The sequence below is a fragment of the Brevundimonas sp. Marseille-Q4549 genome (assembly GCF_976940555.1).
In genome coordinates this window covers 1423570-1442883 of record NZ_CDRHXG010000001.1, presented here as the reverse complement: position 1 = coordinate 1442883, position 19314 = coordinate 1423570, and the positions used below count along the sequence as shown (strand labels likewise).

Genomic DNA, 19314 nt, shown 5'->3' with positions numbered 1-19314 from the left:
GACTCACGCTTAAATGTCCGGACAAACTAGAAGGCAGGATTTGTCCGGTCAAATGGATTTCGCACCGCTCAAGCCGAGGGCGGCGGTACGGCGGCGGCGAAGGCGGCGGCGATCTCCTCGCGCGAGGCGATCCAGACGTCGGGCCGGGTCTTCACGTGGTCGAGGAAGGCCTTGAAGGCGCCGATCCGGCCCGGCCGCCCGATGATCCGCAGGTGCAGGCCCAGGCTCATGTAGCGGGCGCCGATCTCGTTCGCCTCGGCATGCAGTTGCTCGAAAGTGTCGATGGCGTAGTCGGTCCAGTTCTGCGGCGTCAGGGACGGCGCCAGCCAGAACTTCATGTCGTTGGAATCGATGGCGTAGGGCAGCACCACCATCGGCGTCTTCGACCCGTCCGACATCTCGACCAGATCCCAGTAGGGAAAATCGTCAGAATAGTCGTCCATGTGATAGGTGAAGCCCTCCTCCACCAGCAGACGCCGCGTGACGTCGGTATGGAGATAGCGGGACAGCCATCCCGCCGGACGCTTTCCCGTGGTGCGCTCCAGGGAGTCGCGGCCTTTCCTGATATAGTCGCGCTCGGCCTCTTCCTTCATCCAGAACTGGTGCGCCCAGCGCCAACCGTGGCAGCAGACCTCGTCGCCGCGCGCGACGATGGCCTCGGCCAGCCAGGGCGCGCGCTCCAGCGCCAGGGCCGCCGCCGTCCACGTCGCCTTGATCCTCGCCCGATCCAGCTCGCGCAGCACGCGGGGCGCCCCGGCGCGGATGCCGTACTGGTAGTTGCTCTCGTTGCCGTGGACGCGCATCGCCCGCTTGGGCGAGGCCGACAGTTCGTCGACCGGCTCGGGGCCCTTGTCGCCGTCGACGATGTTCTGCTCGGCGCCCTCCTCGACATTGACGACGACAGACAGGGCCAGCTTGGCGCCGTTCGGCCAGGTGAAGCCCTCGGGCGGAACGGCGGGCGTGGCGGGCGGACGGTTCATCAGTGCGGTTCCTCTCCGCCCGAGACGTTGAGGCTCTCGGCGGTGATGTAGGCGGCCTCCTCCGAGCAGAGGAAGGCGACGGCGTTGGCGGTGTCCTGGGTCAGGCCGGGGCGCTGCATGGGGATGCGGGCCGCCATCTTCTTCAGATAGTCCTCGACCGAATCCGCCCCGGTGACCTTGGCGAAATATTTGTTCTGCCAGGCGCCCAGTCCCGTGGTGACATGGTTCGGGCAGACGTTGTTGACGGTGATCCCTAGCGGCCCCAGCTCGATCGCGGCCGAGCGGACCAGACCCACCAGCCCGTGCTTGGACGCGGTGTAGGCCTGGGCGTGGGGAAAGCCGGACTTGGCGGCCTGGCTGGCGATGTTGACGATACGCCCGCCTTTTCCTTGCGCCGCCATTACGCGGGCGGCGGCCTGAAGGCCGAAAAAGGCGCCGGTCAGGTTGACCCCGATCACCGCGTTCCAATCGTCCGGCGTCACCTCCAGCAGGGGCTTCATGATGTAGCCGATGCCGGCGTTGTTGACCCAGATGTCCAGCCCCCCGTGGGTCGCGACCGCATGGTCGGCCAGGGCGTTGACCTGGATGGGATCGCGCACGTCGCAGGCGAAGGTCGAGGCGGAAACGCCCAGGGCGCGCAGGTCGGCGGCGACGGCCTCCATCTCCTCGGTGGCGCCGATCATGGCGCCGGGCGTCGCCGCATCGCGCGAGGCGCCGATGTCGGAAACGACCACCGCAGCGCCTTCCGAGGCCAGTTGGACGGCGATGGCCTCGCCCAGGCCCTTGCGGCGGCCCGAGCCGGTGACGACGGCGACCTTGCCGGTGAAACGGCCCATCAAAGACGCTCGGTCAGAACGAAGACCACGTCGGCCATGCCCTGGAAGTCGCCGGCGATCTTCTGCATCAGGGGCGTCGCCACATCCTGACCGAAGGCCTCCATGTCGGCCACGTCGATGATCTCGAAATAGGCATAGGGCGGCGGCGCGTCCGACCCCAGGACGGCGGTGGAGCGAAACACCTCGAATCGCTCGATGGACGGCAGGCCGTTGACCGTGGGAACGTCCGTCGACCGGGCCCAGGCCTCATAGTCGGCGACCGAAACGCCGGGCTTCAGATTGAAATAGGCGATGATCCGCGTGCCGGCCATCTGCATCCTCCCCTATCGCTCGACAGCCTTGCGCCGCCGTGTCAGAATAAAGATATAAACATAGACCATTTGCTTGGAAAAGCCCGGAAGCGAGGTTTGCATGACCGCCTCCCCCTCTATCGCCAACGCCGGCCCCGCCCAGGCCTATGACGGACCGCCGGATTATCAGGCCGTGGGCCGTCACGCCGTCTTTCCGGAAACGGATCACGACGAGGTCGCACGCCTGAATTTCCTCGCCCACATGAACCGGCACCTGTCGACGCGGGTCATGCCGTTCGTGAAGACGGCGTGGGAACGGCGGGTCGAGCCGGAACTGGTCAAGACGTCCGGACAACCCAGGTCGCGCCACGAGGTGCGCAAGGCTCTGGCTCAGGACCCGATGTTCCAGACCTGGTCCGCCCTGCGCCGCCTGACCATGGAGCAGCGCCAGCAGGCCGGCCGCTGGACCGCCGCCCGCCAGGCCGAGGCGCTGGCCGCCAAGGTGCGCGACCTGACCCGGGACGATCCCCGGCTTCAACTGGACCCGAGCCTGCCGATCCCGCGCTATGTCTCGGCGGTCGATCACCACTGCATGCCCGGCAGCTATCATTCCGAACTGTTCGAGGGCGACGTGACCGTAGCGGCCAGTTACGACCACGGCATCTTCGCCACCACGGGCGGGATGCTGGGCCGCTATCTGGACGGCGGCGGTCAGGCCGTGGCCGCCTGGATGAAGAAGGCCCACCCGGATTTCCGGCCCCGCCGCATCCTGGATATCGGCTGCACCCTGGGCCACAACATCGTGCCCATCGCCCAGGCCTTCCCCGACGCCGAGGTGATCGCCATCGACGTGGGCGCGCCCATGCTGCGCTACGGTCTGGCGCGGGCCAGGTCGCTGGGCGTGGAGAACATCACCTTCGTCCAGGCCGACGGATCGGACCTGTCGCGCTGGGCCGACGGACATTTCGACTGGGTGCAGACCACCATGTTCCTGCACGAACTGTCCTACGCCTCGATGAAGGCGATCTTCGCCGAAAGCCATCGCGTCCTGGCGCCCGGCGGCTTCGTTCTGCACGTCGAACAGCCGCAGTACACGCCGGACATGCCCCTGTTCGAACAGGCGATGCGGGACTGGGACTGTTTCTACAACAACGAGCCCTTCTGGAGCACCTTGCATGAGATCGACCTGGACGGCTGGCTGGTCGAGGCGGGTTTCGCGCGCGACAAGCTGCTGCACGTCGGCGTGACGGCCGTGGTCGACCGGGACCTCTTCCCCGACGCCGCCGACGACGACAGCGAGGACTTCGGCCGCAAGGCGGCCTGGCACGTCATCGGAGCCCGTAAATGAGCCTGCCCCTCGCCCTCGACGTCGCCTCGGCAAAGCCGGCGGGCAAACGCCCCTATTTCCTGGAGCAGGAGGTGGAGCGGGTGCTGGGCATCGCCATGGCGGCGGTCCAGGAACTGGCCGTCGCCCGTCAGCGCATGGATACCCTGGAGCGCATCCTGGAAGCCAAGGGCGTGATGACGCGCGAGGAGATCGACGCCTTCCGCCCCGACGCCGATCAGGCGGCCGAGCGCGGCCTGTGGATGCAGGAATATCTGGTCCGCGTCCTGCGCATCGTCCAGCAGGAGGGCGAAGCCATCGCCGCCGACGCCAAGGGCGACATTCGTTCCGAAGAGGTGGCGGTCGAACTGTCGGACGGCGCCTGATAACGTCGTCACAGCGGCGTGTCGGATTCCACCACCACGACGCGACAGTCGGCCAGACCCTCACGCAGCCTGCGCACCTCGGCGTATTCGGGACTGTTCCAGAAACGCAGGACCGTCTCCTTGTCGGGCCATTCCTCGATGACCACCGAGACCCGATGCGGCCCGTCGCCTTCCAGCACCTGGCCGTCGGGCCGCATCAGCCGGTAACGCGCACCCAAAGATTGAACCAACTCGGCCGCGGCTGCGCCATAACCGTCGAGAAAGGCCTGCCGGTCATGCAAGACGGCCGTGACGATCAGATAGGCGGGCATGACGGCTCCGTCGGGACAACACGTTTCAAATGATCCATCTTCATACCAACTCCGACCGCCGAAAGAGAGACGCCTGATGCGGATGCTGCGCGCCGCCACCCTGACGACGCCCGACCCGAACGCCGCCGCCAAACGCTATGGCGAATGGCTGGGTTATCAGACGGTCGAGAGCGGCCCGATCGATCCGATCCTGGCCGCGAGTTGGGCCGCGCCGGGCGTCGCCGAGCGTCGTCAAGTCGTCTGCCGTCCTGAATCCGGCGCGCCGCTTTTCCTGCGTTTCGTGGAGGGAGAGGCGCCGGCGGACTACCGCCCCCTGCGCAGCTTCGGTTGGGCGGCGACCGAGATCTGCGTCGCCGACGTCCTGGCCGTGCAGGAGCGGATGCAGAAGCGGAACTGCCCGTTCGAGGTGATCGGTCCGCCGCGTCGTCTGGACGGCATGCCGATGATCCACGCCATGCAGGTGCGGGGACCGGACGGCGAGATCGTCTATCTGACCCAGATCGAGGACGATCCGCCGGGGATGCGCCTGCCGCGCGCCGAGAGCCTGATCGACAGGGTCTTCATCATGGTTCTCGCTTGCTCCGACCTCGAAACGTCCAAGGCCTGGGTCGAGGCGGCCCTGGGCGTGGAGACCAGCCCCACGATGGCGATCACCTACACCATGCTGGCCAAGGCCTTCGACCTGCCCGTCGAACACAAGCACCCCATCGCCATGGGTCTGCATCAGGGTGACGGCTTCCTGGAGCTGGATCAGTATCCGCAAGGCGCGACGCCTCGCCCGCGCAAGACGGACGACCTGTTCCCCGGCGTCGCCCTGACCACCTTCGTCCACCCGGACCTGAGTACCGTGCGGGCGCCATGGTTCTCCGCCCCCGTCATGCGCGACGGCGCGATCTACGGCGGCAAGGCCGTCGGGACCCTGATCGGCCCCGACGACACCCTGATCGAACTGGTTCAGGCCTGATCGAACCTGCGATAGCGACCCAGCAGCAACAGCAGCACGGCCGACGCCAGCAACAGACCCGCCGAACCATGCAGCGGCCCGGCGTAGGATCCGCTCTTGTCGAAGCCCGCGCCAAACACCACCGGCCCGAACCCGGCCCCCAGGGCGAAGAAGCCGTAGAGGGCGCCGTAGATGGCTCCATAGCCCTTCATCCCGAAATAGCGGGCGACCAGGAAGGCCATCAGGTCGTATTCCAGTCCCGCCGCGAAGCCGATGACGAAGATGGAGAGGGCCGTCACCGTCGTATCCGTGCCGCCCGAGGCCAGGTGCCAATAGGCCAGGGCGGGAATGGCCAGGAAGATGAAGGCCACGGCCGGCGCCCAGAAGCGGTCGATCAGCCAGCCGCCGAGAATGCGCCCCACGATGACCGACAGGCCGATCAGCGAGGCCAGCCACACGACGTCATCGGCGCCGAAACCGGCCTGGCCCAGGATCTTCTCCATGTTGGGGATCGACCCGCCGACCGCGAAACTGACCAGCAGGAAGGCGACGCCCAGCACCCAGAAACGCCAGTCACGCAGCGTCTGGCCAAAGGTCAGTCCCGGCGTCGCCGCCGACAGGGCCGCCTGGCGCGCGCGTCGCTCGGCGACGGTCTCGCCCGCCCCGCCGTCCTTGTCGCGGAAGAAGAACCACCCGACCGGAAGGGCCAGGATCAGCGGCAGGGCGCCGATAGCCACATAAGCCCCGCGCCACCCGAACTCCGCCACCAGCCAGGCCGTCAGCGGCTTGACCAGGAAGCCGAACAGGCCGGTGCCCAGAAGCGCCACGCCCAGGGCCAGGCCCTTGCGCGTCTCGAACCAGTTGTTGACCGCGCGCGTCCAGGTGATCGGCAGGGTCCCCGCCCCCGCCACGGCCATGACGGCCCAGGTGGCGTAGTAGAGCGGCAGCGACCCGTTCGACAGGGCGAACCCCATGAAGCTGAGGCCGAACAGGACCACCGAGGTCAGGGCCACCGGCCGGACGCCGTATCGATCGGCCAGCATACCCGCCACCGGCGCGGCCAGCAGCACCGTCAAGGTCATCACCGTCAACCCGGCCATGATCTGGCCGAACCCCCAGCCGAAGGCCTGGGCCAGGTGGGGCGCCAGGGCCCCCGTCGTATAGAGGGGCACGGGCGATAGCCCCAGCCCGATCCCCAACATGGCGGCGACCACCACCGGCCAGCCTTGGCGAAACTCGCCATATCCCTTCGCGTCGTCGCGCATCGTGCTCTTCCCCTCGGTGATCTCTGAAGTCAGTCCTTCGCGCAGACCTAAACCGCGCCCTTGTCGACCAGGCCCTGGATCGCCTTGCGTTGTCGCTCGGCATAGAAGGGCGGCGTGGGCGTGACGGGCTGGCCCGCCTCGTCCAGCAGGCTGTTGCGCGGCTGAATGTCGAAGCCTTCATAAGCTTCGCGCCATAGACCCATGGGCTGACGCGAAAGGATGTTGGCCATGCCGGGACGGCGGCGGTAGCGACGCAGACCCGAGATGTCGATCTCGGCGTATCCTGTCATGCTCTCGCCATAGCCCGCTTCCGCCAGCACCAGACCGCGATAGTCGATCACCTTCGAACTGCCGTCCGTCGAGGCGCGGGGTATGGTAATGCCGTCGATCCCGGCGCTGTTGGCCGAAACGACATAGGCCAGATTTTCTATCGCCCGCGCCTGTTTGGCGATGTTCTTGGGGCTGGGGATGGGCGAGGCCGCCTCGCTGGTGGGATGGACGATGACCTCGGCGCCGCGCAGGGCCAGGGCGCGCGCGATCTCCGGATAGAGGATTTCTTCCGACGAAATGGCCGCCAGCCGTCCGATCTCGGTGTCGACGACGGGGAACAGGGCGTCCCTGCCATAGACCTCCACATAGCGATCGTAGACGTCATAGGGACTGGGCGCGAACATCGACACCAGGCGCCGGTTCCGCAGCACCGTCTCCCCCGACGGCGCCACGACGAAGGAAGTCTGGAAATAGAGGCCGGGAAAGTGGGGATCGCGCTCATAGGCGTTGCCGCCGATGAAGACGTCGGCCTCGGTCGCGATCCGACCCAGCGCCTGATATTCTGGCCCGTCGATTTCCAGCGCCGCCTTTTCGGCCCAGACCGCCGCCGGCTCTCCCATGGGGAAGCCGGTCAGGAAGTACTCCGGCAGAACGACCAGACGCACATCCGTCCCGATAAACCGCTTGGAGCCGAGGATCTGTGCACGGATGCGCTCGAGCGAACGGGCCATCCGCTCTCGTGCCGCCTCGGTAGTCTGATCGGAATTCACCGCATCGCAGGCGGTCTGCAAGGCGAGAGCGATATAGGGCGAAGGAATTGACATATATCTATTAAGCCATTTCTGTCATAATGTTATACTTAAAGCACATATGAAGGCCGTGCCGGAACGGTCTCGGGGAGCCTTGGATGAGCGAAAACGAAACCTGGCCTTTGCCCGCGGCGACCCAGTTGGACGAGAGCCTGCCGACGCCGCTCTATCACCAGATCTATCTGGTGCTTCGAGAGCAGATCCGGTCGGGAGCCATACCGCCCGATGCCATGCTGCCAGGCGAGCAGCATCTGGCGCGGATGTTCAATGTCTCTCGCATCACGGTGAAGCGCGCGTTGAACGAACTGGCGGCCGACGGGCTGCTGCACCGGCATCGCGGACGCGGAACGATCGTCACCTCGGCGCCCGCGATTCCAGTGGTCAAGGGATCGTTCGACAACTTGCTGGAAAGCCTCCACATCATGGGGCTGGAAACGCAGATCGAAGTCATCGACGTCGCCAACATCCAGGCGGACGCGACGATCGCGAAATTCCTGGAAATCGAGACAGGCGCCCCCGTTCAGCGCGCGGTTCGCCGACGGATGCTGCAGGGAGAACCCTTCTCCCATCTCGTCACCTACATTCCCGGCGACATCGCCGAGCATTTTTCGATGAAGGACCTGGCGACCACGTCCCTGCTGACCCTGCTGGAACGCGCGGGCGCTGCGGTGTTCGATGCCGAGCAATGGATCACGGCGGTCGGCGCCGAGCCGTTGGTCGCGGCGGCGCTCGGGGTTTCGGGCGGCGCGCCGCTTTTGAAGGTCGAGCGTGTGATGCGCGACGCCCAGGGTCGGCCCGTGCAGCTGATCCATTCGCACTATCGTTCGGACAGGTTCCAGTACCACGTCAAAACTCATCGCAGGAAGCCGGCGGGCGGCGGCTGAAACAGCGGCGTAAACTCGCCGATCACCCTTGCAATGTGACACACATAAAATGATATAGGAATAGATCATTTAAGGGGACGCCGCATGATGCCCGCCACTTCGGACACGCCTCGCGCCATCCGCCTGCGCGACCCGAGAACAGGACAAACCGATGGCGTGATCGAGGCTCATTCCTCCTCCGCTTTGGCCGACATCGCCCGGCGCGCCCGCAAGGCCCAGGTCGATTGGCAAGCGCTGGGCTTCGAAGGTCGCATTGCCGTCCTGCGTCGCTTCGGTCAGGCCGTGGAAGCTCATCGCCCCGAAATCGCCGCCGCCCTGGAACGCGACACGGGACGACGTCGTATCGCGGGCATCGAGGTCGGCAGCCTGCACGGGACGCTGGCCGGCGCAGCCGCCGCGGCCGGCGCCTTCGACGCGCAGGACTGGATCGAGGGACGCGCCTCACCCCACATTCGACACTCGCCACAATGGGCGCCTTATCCCCTGGTCGGCGTGATCAGCCCCTGGAATTTTCCCTTCCTCCTGTCGATGATCGACGCCATCCCCGCCCTGGTGGCCGGCTGCGCCGTCATCGTCAAACCGTCCGAGGTGACGCCTCGCTTTGTGGCGCCGTTGACGGCGGCGATCGCCGAGGTTCCGGAACTGACAGACGTCCTGACATTCGTGCCCGGCGACGGCGCCACGGGTCAGGCCCTGGTCGATCTGGTCGATTGCGTTTGTTTCACGGGCTCCGTCCCTACGGGCCGTCGTGTGGCGATACAGGGCGCGGGCCGGTTGATCCCCGCCTTCCTGGAGCTGGGCGGCAAAGACCCCCTGATCGTGTTTGAAGGCGCCGATCTGGACGCCGCCGCCACGGCGGCCTTGAGAGGCGCAGCGCTATCGACCGGCCAGGCCTGTCAATCCATCGAAAGGATCTATGTCGCGCGTCAGGTGCATGACGAATTTCTGGACCGCCTCACGACCTTGGCCGACCAGGTCCGCCTGAATTGGCCGGACATTTCGCAAGGCGACATCGGCCCCATCATCTTTGAACGGCAGGCCGAGATCCTGCGCACGCAGATCGAGGATGCGCGCGCACGCGGCGCGCGCATCCTGACCGGCGGCGAGATCGAAACCCTCGGCGGCGGCCTGTGGCTGCACCCCACTGTCATTGCGGACGTCGATCACGACATGGCCGTCATGCGCGAGGAGACCTTCGGCCCGATCCTGCCCGTCATGGCGTTCGACGACGAGGCCGAGGCCGTGCGCCTGGCGAACGACGGCGAGTACGGTCTCTCGGGCGCGGTTTTCGCCGCCGACATCGAAACCGCCGCCCGTATCGGTCGTCAGATCGAAGCCGGCGCGATCAGTCTGAACGACGCAGCGCTGACCACCCTGTTCCATGAAGCCGGCAAACAGAGCTTCAAGTCCTCCGGCCTCGGCCCCTCGCGCATGGGCGCCGATGGACTCGCGCGCTTCCTGCGACGCAAGGCGCTGATCGCCAACACCGCCCCGCCCCTGCCCATCCAGGTGTTTTCAGAAGACGCCTGACAATCGAACTAGGCTCAGGACCCATTGATATGAGGCATGCGATCGGAATCAGACTCCTGAAGATTCTGGACCATGAGGGACCTGTATCGGCTGACAGACGAGCAGATGGCTCGGCTGAAACCCTACTCCCCAAGAGCCACGGCACGCCCAGAGTGGATGACCATAGGTGTTGAGCGGGATAGTCTTCGTCAACCACGATCGGCCTGCGCTGGAGGGATGCGCCAGCGGCCTAGGGGCCGCATAAAACGCTCTACAATCGCTGGAAGCGTTGGAATGAAGCCGGCGTCTTTATTCGGATGATGGAGGGACTGTCGGGCGCACAGACCGAGCGTCGCACGGTCATGATCGACGCGACCTATCTGAAAGATCGCCGCATGGCTTCAAGCCTCGTGGTAAAAAAGGGGGTCGGGCGGCCGATCGGTCGTACGCAAGGCGGCATGAACACAAAGCTTCACGCCGTAACCGATGCGAGTGAACGTCCGATCAGCCTGTTCATGATGGCGGGTCAGGTCAGCGACTACATCGGCGCCGCTGCTCTTCTGGACAGCCAGCCCAAGGTGCTATCGGTCTAACGCTAAATTGTCTCCACTTCACCTGGCGGAAGCCGCTGACCGGAGGGCCTGTTTGGTGAAACCACTGTCGTTCAAGCGCCACCGCGTCCCCGCGGCGGGCTGGTCCCCCCAACCGCGCATACAGCGACACAGCACCGTCTCATGCAGGCCCAAGTACCCTGGCCACTGCCCCGGCAGTCAGCCCGCTGTTGGCGACCCGATCAACGGCCTCACGCTTGAACGAATCCGGAAACACCTGAACACTCATCAGACATTCCTCTCCAGCTCCAAAAAGCTAGGGTCAGGCCCATACGGCCTCCCGCTTGAACGATTCCGGAAACACCCGGCGTTGAACACTCATCAGACATTTCCTCTCTCCAGCTCGAAAAAGCTAGGATGGGTATCCACTCAAACGAGGGAGGATCACTTGGCCATAAGGCCACGCTGTCCGACCCAGTCGGACGCGCAAGGGCTTTGGGCTGACAATACTATCTGAGGGAATTTAGGATGGGGAAGCTTTGCCTTAGGTGCGCTTAACCTGACAGCACCCCTGCCTCTACCGCTCGGAACGGGCGACGAAATAGGGCAGCAAGCCCGCTACGACACGGCGGCTGGCGTGGTCGTCTTGATGGAGCATGTCTCTGAGCGGCTCTCCGATCAGAGCTTCACCAAAGGCGCTCAGGGCGATGAAGAGGACGGCGGAGGACAGGCGTATCTGGCTGTCGTCCGAGGGATCGCCGAGCTTTTCCTGGATGGCGTGAACCAGCCCGTTCACCGCACTGCGAACGGGCTCTAGGTGCGACAGGTCGCCTTTCAGCACGATCCAGGCCGCCAGCTTTCCCGCTCCCCCTTCTGAAAAGGCGTCGAACACGGCGTTGACCAGTTCCAAGGGCGCCCCGTCATCCGTACGTAATCGAGCGATCGCTGTGTCCAGTGCGTGAGACAGGTCAGCGACCATGGACCCCATCAAGGCGGACTGAAGGCCTTCGGCGGAACCAAAATGATGGATGAGGTTGGCATGGGTCATGCCCAAGTCGTCGGCCACGGCCTTGAGCGTGACGGAGTCGGGTCCGCCTGCAAGCAAACGCGTACGTGCGCAGGCCAACGCCTCCTGGCGGGCCTCATCAGGGGTGCGCCGACGACGACGAACGCGCTCTATTGACATTGTTGTCAGTTACATCCATGTAGATAGCAAGTTGGTTAATCGTAGCGGGCGGAGAGGGCAAGTGGCAGCAGAACTATTGATCGACGACGGAGCATTCCAAGCCCCCGCTCGGAAAGCCGGCCGGCTTCAGCCCCGGCGTGTCGAACCGCTGCGAGCTCTGCGCGCCCTGCGTCGGCTGATCGCCAACAAGGAGGACACCACTCAGGTGTTCGAGATCATGAACGCCTTGGCTGGAAGCTCGGTGCGTCACGGCTATCACAAGATGCTGGATCAGCCCGAAGGCTCGCGACAGGCCTTCAAGATGGTCGAACTGGCCGACCGCCTGCATGATCGGCCTTGGCTGGAATCGATGCCCGAGGGATCGGTGGGCAGTGCCTATCTCCAGTTCATAGACGAGCGCAATCTCTCGGCCTATGGCCTCGCAGGCGAAAGCCAAAAGGTTGCCGACAGCGACATCGAGGCCGCCCACCCCTATGCTTGGTATGCGCGCCGTCTGCGTGATGTTCACGACCTGTGGCACATCCTCACCGGTTATCGCACGGACGCGCTGGGCGAGGCCTGCGTGGTCGCCTTTTCCCTGCCCCAGACACGGAGCGCCGGTTTTGGATTGATCGCCGCCGGCGTCGCGATCGAGGCAGCGAGGGCCCGCACGGGCTATCCCTGCGCGCGCGCCATTCTTCAGGCCTGGCGTCGGGGACGCAATGCGGCCTGGCTGCCGGGGCTGGATTACGAAGCGCTGATGGCCGAGCCGCTGGATCAGGCCCGCGCGCGCCTGGGCTTAGCCGGACCCACGCTTTACGATCAGATCCCCGTCGAGTTGCGCAACACCCTGCTGGCTCCCGCCTGATGTTACGCGTCGCGACCGCCCTGATCGTCGCCTGGATCGCGGCGGCGCCTGCTTCAGCCCAGGATGCGTTACTGGTCGGCAGATGGCGCACCGCCGCCCAGAACGGGGTGGTGGAAATCCATGCCTGCGGCCCCGCCCTGTGCGGCCGGATCGTCGACGCCGCGCCGCTGCGCCGCAATCCGGGCCAGAAGGACGTCCGCAATCAAGATGCGAGCCTGCGTGATCGACCCTTGCGAGGCTTGCGGGTGCTGGATGGCTTCACCGGCGGTCCGGCGACCTGGAACGGGGGGCCGCTATATGATCCCAACAGCGGCCAGCGCGCCCCGCGCGGAACCCTGACGCTGGTCGGGCGTGATCGGCTGTCGGTGCGCGGCTGTATCGCGCCGTTGCTGTGCCGCACCCAGACCTGGACGCGCGCCGACTAGCTTGTCGACGCCAAAGCCGAGGTAGGTGCAGGCCGCCGAACGACCAATAGGCTTGGCCGCCCACGTTGGCGGCGTCCTCTTGATCCACCGGCGCCCCGCGACGCACGGCCTGGACCAGTTCGTTCGCGGCGACCGGACGGGTCGGCCCGCCCCAACGATTATGGCGTTATAGGCCCTTTCGCCCATCCTGCTCCGCGCCAGCTTCACAGCGAAAAACACCTGAAATCCAGCCTCACTACGGACAATCATCAACCAACATCTCTGTCAATAGGTATTGACATGACGGTGAGTAGTGCGAAGTTGGCCGCAACCGTCGGTGGCCCCGCCCTGCCGAACGGACAATACAGGCGGGAGGAAACGCACATCATGCGACGGTTAGAAGCCGGCGCGCTCAGGGAGGACTTCATGGATTCAGCGGCCTGTATTCGCACGCGCCTCACGCTTTCTGCATCGGCGACCGCCCTCCTGATGATCGGCGCACCTGCATTCGCGCAGACGGCGACACCCGAGGCGAACCCGCCGGTCGCCGTCGTGGACGACATTGTCGTCACCGCCCAGAAGCGCGAGCAGTCCGTTCAGGACGTGCCGATCGCCGTCACAGCCCTCTCATCCGAAGCGCTGGAGTCGCGGCAGATCGAAGGTGGCTCCGAACTGCTGCGCGCCGTGCCGAACGTTACCTTCTCCAAGGCCAACTTCAGCATGTACAACTTCTCAATCCGCGGGATCGGGACCAAGGCCGTGTCCGCCTCCAGCGACCCTGCGGTCGCCGTCAGCTTCAACAACACGCCGCTGATCCGCAACCGCCTGTTCGAGCAGGAGTATCTCGATGTCGACCGCGTGGAGGTGCTGCGTGGTCCGCAAGGCACCCTCTATGGTCGCAACGCCACGGGCGGCGTGGTCAATATGTTCCCTCAACTGCCGCGCTTCGAGCGCGAAGGTTTCGTCACCGGCGAACTGGGCAACTACGAGAGTCAACGGGCCCAGGCCATGGTCAACATCCCGCTGGGTGAAACCTTCGCCGTCCGCGGCGCCTTCGCCCTGACCAAGCGGGACGGCTTCGACTACAACAGTTTCAACGATACCCACGTCAACGACCGCGACCTGTTCACCACCCGCCTGTCGGCCCGCTGGGAACCGACCGCCCGGTTCCGCGCCAATGCGATCTGGGAACATTTCGAGGAAGACGACAACCGCTCCCGTACCGGCAAGCAGTTGTGCACACGCGATCCAGGACCGAACCAGGTCGGTTCGGTCCTCGTGCCTGAGGGATTCTTGCAGGACCAATTAAGCCAGGGTTGCTTGCCGGGATCCCTGTATGACGACGACGCCTTCGGTACGCCGAATGGCGGATCGTTTGGCCCTGTTCGACTGCTGGCGATCGCCCCATCTCTCGGTCTGGACCTCGACTTCAATACGATCACCATCGTGCCGCTGGGCAGCGACCCGTATGAAGGCATCGTCCAGTCGAGGAATCTCAGAGAGATCGCGACCAACTTCGATCCGGTTTTCCGAGCCAAGAATGACATCTTCCAGGTCAATCTTGAGTTCGACCTGACCGACACCCTGACCCTGTATTCGCAGACGGCCTATGCCAAGGACGACTACTACGCCTCTCAGGACTATGCGCGTTATGTTTCCAATCCAGCCTTCGTCGACAGCAACCAAGTGTTTAACTTCTTCGGCGATCCGATCCCGTCGACGGCGACTCCGGGCGGTGTTTACACGGATCCACAACTCGGCCCATCAGATCGCATTCTCGCTGTCGACTTAAGCCGCTCCGACAACCGTCAATGGTATCAGGAGTTCCGGCTTCAATCTGACATGGAAGGCCGCTTCAACTTCAGCATCGGCGCTAATTACCTGGACTTCAAAACGCAGGATGACTATTTCGTATTCAACAATACGTTTTCTCTGATTGCGGAATATTTCTACAACTTCGCCAACCTGCCTGGCGGCGGCATTGGAACCGCGCCCTGCACTGATACACGACCGGGCGAGTGCGTTTACGTCGACCCCAATCCATTGGGAGAGATCAATGAAGAAGGTCACAATTACTTCCGCAGCAAGAACGTCGTCCACACCCGTTCGTGGGCTGTGTTTGGCGAAGGCTATTGGGACCTGACTTCTGACCTGAGATTGACGACCGGGCTGCGCTATACGGAAGACCGCAAGGACACGACCCCATATCCCAGCCAACTACTTCTGGGTTCAAGACCCAACGGTCTGCCCGGGCTAGGGACGGGAGGCTATGTGCGCCGGGGCTACTACGCGCTGCCGGATATCGAGCAGAAATGGGAGGCGGTCACAGGTCGTATCGTTCTGGATTGGTCGCCCACACTGTCGTTCACGGACGACACCTTGATCTACGGATCGCTTTCGCGGGGCTACAAGGGCGGCGGCACCAATCCACCCCGGTTGGATCTGAACCCCGCCGTTGTGCAATATCAGCCCCTCGCCAGCACCTTCGAGCCGGAATATGTCACGGCTCTTGAAATCGGCACGAAGAACACCCTGCTGGACGGCGCGCTGAGGCTCAACGCCACGGGTTTCTACTACGATTACAAAGACTACCAGGTTTCTCAGATCGTCGATCGCATCTCGCTGAACGAAAACTTCGACGCCACGATCTGGGGTTTGGAACTGGAAGCGGTCTACAAACCGACCCCCAATTTCCAGATAGACGGCAATCTAGGGTATCTGAAAACCCGCGTCGCCGATGGCGAAAGCTCTATCGACGTGATGAACCGGACTCAAGGGAATGAGGACTGGATCACCTTACGCCCCTGGATCCAGGTTCCGTCGAACTGCGTCGCGCCTCGTGAGCTGGCGGAGCGGATTCTGGACACCAACCTCGGCGACGCCCTGACGACATTCGCGCTCAGCGCGTTGTGCTCCGGCTCGTCACGGTTCGGCACCTTCAACCCCGCCATCAGTTCCAGCCTGCCGTTCTACAACTTCTATGGTTTCACCTACGATCCGCTGACCCAGGCCCCCAATGGCGGGCGCGGCTTCGAAGCCGATCTGAGCGGCAACGAATTGCCCAACTCGCCTAACTGGACCGCCAACATCGGGGCCCAATACACCTGGTTCATGGGCGATTGGAATCTTACAGTTCGGGGCGACTACTATCGCCAGGGTGAAAGCTTCTTCCGAGTCTACAATACCGAATATGATCGGCTGGAGGGCTGGGACAATCTCAACCTTTCCGTGAAGCTGGAAGACACAAGACGGGGCCTGACACTTCAAGCCTACGTCAAGAACGTCTTCGACGACGCGCCGATCGTCGATGCCTTCACCAACTCCGACGACACAGGCCTGACCACCAATGTTTTCACTCTGGATCCGCGGCTGTTCGCCGTGCGCCTGACCAAGAGCTTCTAAAGGCGCAAAACGCCTCGTCGGCACGCCGGCGAATTCGACTTGACCCGACCGCACTCGCGGTCGGGTCTTCCGCACCATCATGCTTTTACTATATTGAAAAATAACAATTTTTATTCTTGACTCATCAGTCTTTACGGCGTTGTTAATAGGCGTCCACACCTCGGACAGTCCAAATTTCACAGGGCCGATAAAGGCCCGCACTAGGGAGGACTATCATGATCAAGACCCTTTCCTTCGCCGCCGCAGCCCTTGCGACGGTCGCCCTCGCATCGCCATCGTTCGCCCAGTCGTTCTCACCCAGCACGGGGAACCTGTCGGGCTCGGGCGTTGTCCAGCTTCAACAGACGACCAATGTGAACTGCAACGTCTCCATCACGGCGTCGCCTGGTGCAACGAGCCGGCCTATCCCGACACGGAGCATCAGCGCCGGCGATTTCCTATGCATCGCCGTGGCGCCCTACGGTTCCTGGTCAGCGAATGTCGTGCCGGGATCGACCACGTCGATCTCGCTGACCATCGGCGCCAACACGGTCGCCAACGATCCCTGCTACGGCACGGTCGTGGTCGCCTGGGACAATGCGACCCGCACGGCCACCTTCAACAACAATGTGCTGCCGCCCGTGAATTCCGGCGGTCTGAACTGCACCATCGTCAGCGGCTCCATTCGCATCCCCGGCCTGCAGATCCTCTAGCCCCGACGCTGTCTGGCACTCTCTGCAACCTGAAAAGCCTTGGCCGGGCGTCTCTGACGTCCGGCCTTTTTCGCCTTCTCGATGCGCCATGCCAATGCGTATGGCCCGCATAGGTCACGCCGGATCAATGTTCCCGGCTTGATGCCCAGCAGATCTTGGTGATCGCGTAGATGCTGTCCTGCCTGTCGATCGTCGCCTTGACTGCGTTCGCGCAAGATGCCGAGGCCGCCACCCCGGCGCAACTCGACGAAGTCGTCGTGGTCGGGCGGCGGGGCGCCGCCAGGCTGGCGCCTGAGCGCGAGTTGGGAACCGAGGAGATCGACAACCTCGGCGCCTACGACATCGGACAGGTCATTAACCGTATCGGCGAAGACCTGGGTCTCCAGCAGCCGCCGCTGGTTATCGTCAACGGTCGTCGAGTGGTCGATGCCCGCAACTTCCTCGGCTTTCCGCCGGATGCCTTGGCCCGGCTGGAAATCCTCCCGCAACAGGCGAGCGCGGTCTATGGCGGCGACCCAGCTCGGAAGGTCGTGAACATCGTCCTAGTCCCCGAATTCAGAAGTCACGATGGCCTGGTTCGGGCATCGCGTCCCACCGCCGGAGGAACCTCGACACTGGCGGTCGACGCCCGCCAGTCTCAACTGAAAGAGACCGACACGCTCCTGTTCAGCGTCGAGGCGGCGCGGACGACCCCGCTCAGGGCGAACGAGCGATCAGGCGTCCTCGGAAACAGTCCCGCGCGTGAAGGCAGCACGTTGCGCCCCGCAACCCTAACAGCCGCAGCGAATTTGTCGATGACGGGCGCCATCGGCGGCTGGGCGACATCGCTGACCGCCAGCGCACAGGAACAGCGCAGCCGGTTTTCATCGCAGGTCAGGGGAACCGCCCTCGATACGCGACAAGCGACCAGCATCCTAAACGCGAGCGGCGGCGTCAGCGGTTCAGCCTATGGCTGGTCGGTCCGGATGGGGCTGGACGTCGTCGCCAGCGAAAGCCAACAAAAAGGCATTCTGGACCTTGCCGCCCGAACTCTGTCGGGCGTGGCGACCCTGTCCGCCGACCAAACATTGATCGACCTGCCGGCGGGGCCGATGCTGATGACGGTGGATGCGCAATATTTGCGCGCCCGCAACGAGGCCGCCGCGCCAGGCCTAGACGCGGCGCAGTCATCGCAGGCGCTCGACGTGAGGTCGGGCCTGACGCTGCCGATCTGGTCGGCGCTACAAGGCGAGCGAGCGAGCGGTTGGGGCGACCTCCTCGTCACACTGGGTGGGCGGCTGAGAACGATGGACACCGCAGGCGCAGACGGTCAGGGGCTTAACGCCGGCTTCGCCTGGACGCCATGGGGCCGGTATCGCTTTACGGGGCAATGGTCTCGCGCGACCGACGCTCCCACCAGCGATCAGAGGTTCGCCCCGCTCCTCTATGGCGCGCCGCAGACCGTCTATGATTTCCGATCCGGCGAAGCTGTGGAAGTCCTGAGCCTCACAGGCGGGAACCCAGACCTTCGGGGGCAGGAAACACGATCGGCGTCGATCGGAGCCTCGGCCGGACCGTTCGGCCGCTGGGGCATACAAGGCAGCCTCAATCTCCAGAGCACGCGATCGACCGACGCCATTGGCGCCCTGCCCGCCCTGACCCCGGCGACCGAAGCCGCCTTCCCCGACCGATACCTTCGAGACGCGAGCGGGCGTCTGTTCGCTATCGACCAGCGCACGATCAATCTGCAGGAGATCGCATCCGACACCCTCTCATCCGGCCTGACCGCCAACATCCCCATGGGCGACGCTGCGACATCCAGGCGAGGCTCGGTCCAGGTCTCGCTCACCCACACCTGGCGCCTTGCAGATCGTCTGACTATCCGCAACGATCTTCCCGCTTTCGACCAGTTGGCCGGAGATGGCGGCGGGGTCTCCCGGCATCAGGCGACATTGAGAATGGACGGCCGTCTGGGGCGCTGGGGTGCGAACCTGAATGCCGCTTGGCGCAGCAGCGCCCGCATTCGCCGCGACGTCGGCCAAGACGGGCCGCAAGACCTCCTCCTGTCGCCCTTGACAACCATCGACCTCAAGATCAGCACCGTGCTGGAGACGAAGCAGGCAGTGACGACGGAGACAGGCCGGCGTCGAAACGACGGTCTCCGCCTAGAACTGGAGATCGAGAACCTGTTCGACGCCCGACCGGATGCACGTCTCGGCAATGGCTCCCCCGCTCCAGGCTATGGCCGCAACGACCGAGACCCGCTAGGCCGCACTATACGCATCACGGCGAGCCGCCGCTTCTGATATCGGGGCGGCACCGGCAGTCTAACGCTATCTTGTCTCCACTGAATAGCCAAAAGGCAAAGTGGAACAGAGCGTTATGGGCAATTTCTCATTCAAGAGTCATCGGCACAAGCCAGGCGTCATTCGGCAGGCTGTCTGGC

General features: G+C 64.2%; 17 protein-coding genes and 2 pseudogenes. 11 read left to right on the top strand and 8 right to left on the bottom strand.

Annotated elements, in window-relative coordinates; all coding sequences use genetic code 11:
• Positions 1-68: 68 nt before the first annotated feature.
• From ACWPV3_RS07140 to ACWPV3_RS07130, 3 genes are read right to left on the bottom strand one after another with little or no spacing between them, the layout of a single operon-like run.
• Positions 69-980, bottom strand: a complete 912-nt coding sequence (locus ACWPV3_RS07140) for a polysaccharide deacetylase family protein (RefSeq protein ID WP_453977394.1) — start codon at positions 978-980, stop codon at positions 69-71.
• Complete coding sequence (locus tag ACWPV3_RS07135) at positions 980-1816, bottom strand: SDR family NAD(P)-dependent oxidoreductase (RefSeq protein ID WP_453977393.1); 837 nt, start codon at positions 1814-1816, stop codon at positions 980-982. The genes ACWPV3_RS07140 and ACWPV3_RS07135 overlap by 1 nt, the downstream gene beginning before the upstream one ends.
• The gene (locus tag ACWPV3_RS07130) at positions 1816-2127 is read right to left on the bottom strand and encodes a hypothetical protein (protein ID WP_453977392.1); all 312 of its coding nucleotides are present in this window, start codon (positions 2125-2127) and stop codon (positions 1816-1818) included. The genes ACWPV3_RS07135 and ACWPV3_RS07130 overlap by 1 nt, the downstream gene beginning before the upstream one ends.
• A gap of 100 nt (positions 2128-2227) precedes the next feature.
• On the opposite strand from ACWPV3_RS07130, the gene ACWPV3_RS07125 reads away from it, so the two are divergent.
• Positions 2228-3454, top strand: a complete 1227-nt coding sequence (locus tag ACWPV3_RS07125) for a class I SAM-dependent methyltransferase (protein WP_453977391.1) — start codon at positions 2228-2230, stop codon at positions 3452-3454.
• Positions 3451-3816, top strand: a complete 366-nt coding sequence (locus ACWPV3_RS07120) for a hypothetical protein (protein WP_453977390.1) — start codon at positions 3451-3453, stop codon at positions 3814-3816. The genes ACWPV3_RS07125 and ACWPV3_RS07120 overlap by 4 nt, the downstream gene beginning before the upstream one ends.
• A gap of 8 nt (positions 3817-3824) precedes the next feature.
• Here the strand turns inward: ACWPV3_RS07120 and ACWPV3_RS07115 are convergent, their stop codons facing one another.
• A complete protein-coding gene (locus ACWPV3_RS07115) occupies positions 3825-4127 on the bottom strand; it encodes a DUF1330 domain-containing protein (RefSeq protein WP_453977389.1) in 303 nt (100 codons plus the stop codon).
• A 76-nt stretch (positions 4128-4203) separates the two neighbouring features.
• Here ACWPV3_RS07115 and ACWPV3_RS07110 point away from each other — a divergent pair, with 76 nt between their 5' ends.
• The gene (locus ACWPV3_RS07110) at positions 4204-5091 is read left to right on the top strand and encodes a hypothetical protein (RefSeq protein ID WP_453977388.1); all 888 of its coding nucleotides are present in this window, start codon (positions 4204-4206) and stop codon (positions 5089-5091) included.
• Here the strand turns inward: ACWPV3_RS07110 and ACWPV3_RS07105 are convergent.
• Both ACWPV3_RS07105 and ACWPV3_RS07100 read right to left on the bottom strand, forming a co-directional pair.
• On the bottom strand, positions 5082-6335 hold the full coding sequence (locus ACWPV3_RS07105; RefSeq protein ID WP_453977387.1) for an MFS transporter: 1254 nt from the start codon (positions 6333-6335) through the stop codon (positions 5082-5084). The genes ACWPV3_RS07110 and ACWPV3_RS07105 overlap by 10 nt on opposite strands.
• Before the next feature lie 47 nt (positions 6336-6382).
• Positions 6383-7336, bottom strand: a complete 954-nt coding sequence (locus ACWPV3_RS07100; RefSeq protein WP_292176411.1) for a nitrilase-related carbon-nitrogen hydrolase — start codon at positions 7334-7336, stop codon at positions 6383-6385.
• A gap of 176 nt (positions 7337-7512) precedes the next feature.
• Between ACWPV3_RS07100 and ACWPV3_RS07095 the strand changes: the two genes are divergently transcribed.
• From ACWPV3_RS07095 to ACWPV3_RS07085, 3 genes and pseudogenes are all read left to right on the top strand, one after another.
• The gene (locus ACWPV3_RS07095) at positions 7513-8298 is read left to right on the top strand and encodes a GntR family transcriptional regulator (RefSeq protein ID WP_453977386.1); all 786 of its coding nucleotides are present in this window, start codon (positions 7513-7515) and stop codon (positions 8296-8298) included.
• 84 nt (positions 8299-8382) lie between these two features.
• Positions 8383-9828, top strand: a complete 1446-nt coding sequence (locus ACWPV3_RS07090; RefSeq protein WP_453977385.1) for an aldehyde dehydrogenase family protein — start codon at positions 8383-8385, stop codon at positions 9826-9828.
• Positions 9829-9900: 72 nt separating this feature from the next.
• A pseudogene (locus tag ACWPV3_RS07085) lies at positions 9901-10385 on the top strand (IS5 family transposase); the annotation flags it as partial.
• 96 nt (positions 10386-10481) lie between these two features.
• Here ACWPV3_RS07085 and ACWPV3_RS07080 read toward each other — a convergent pair.
• A pseudogene (locus ACWPV3_RS07080) lies at positions 10482-10647 on the bottom strand (IS3 family transposase); the annotation flags it as partial.
• Positions 10648-10935: 288 nt separating this feature from the next.
• Complete coding sequence (locus ACWPV3_RS07075; protein WP_453977384.1) at positions 10936-11406, bottom strand: TetR/AcrR family transcriptional regulator; 471 nt, start codon at positions 11404-11406, stop codon at positions 10936-10938.
• A gap of 199 nt (positions 11407-11605) precedes the next feature.
• On the opposite strand from ACWPV3_RS07075, the gene ACWPV3_RS07070 reads away from it, so the two are divergent.
• From ACWPV3_RS07070 to ACWPV3_RS07050, 5 genes are all read left to right on the top strand, one after another.
• Complete coding sequence (locus tag ACWPV3_RS07070; RefSeq protein ID WP_453977383.1) at positions 11606-12391, top strand: Coq4 family protein; 786 nt, start codon at positions 11606-11608, stop codon at positions 12389-12391.
• Positions 12391-12816 carry a DUF2147 domain-containing protein gene (locus ACWPV3_RS07065; RefSeq protein ID WP_453977382.1) on the top strand — a complete coding sequence of 142 codons (426 nt, stop codon included), beginning with the start codon at positions 12391-12393 and terminating at the stop codon, positions 12814-12816. Before ACWPV3_RS07070 ends, ACWPV3_RS07065 begins: the two co-directional genes overlap by 1 nt.
• Positions 12817-13116: 300 nt before the next feature.
• Positions 13117-16197, top strand: coding sequence for a TonB-dependent receptor (locus ACWPV3_RS07060; RefSeq protein ID WP_453977381.1), 3081 nt, complete (start codon positions 13117-13119; stop codon positions 16195-16197).
• Positions 16198-16412: 215 nt separating this feature from the next.
• Complete coding sequence (locus ACWPV3_RS07055; RefSeq protein ID WP_453977380.1) at positions 16413-16889, top strand: hypothetical protein; 477 nt, start codon at positions 16413-16415, stop codon at positions 16887-16889.
• A 170-nt stretch (positions 16890-17059) separates the two neighbouring features.
• Positions 17060-19174 carry a TonB-dependent receptor gene (locus ACWPV3_RS07050; RefSeq protein ID WP_453977379.1) on the top strand — a complete coding sequence of 705 codons (2115 nt, stop codon included), beginning with the start codon at positions 17060-17062 and terminating at the stop codon, positions 19172-19174.
• The last annotated feature ends 140 nt before the right edge of the window (positions 19175-19314 follow it).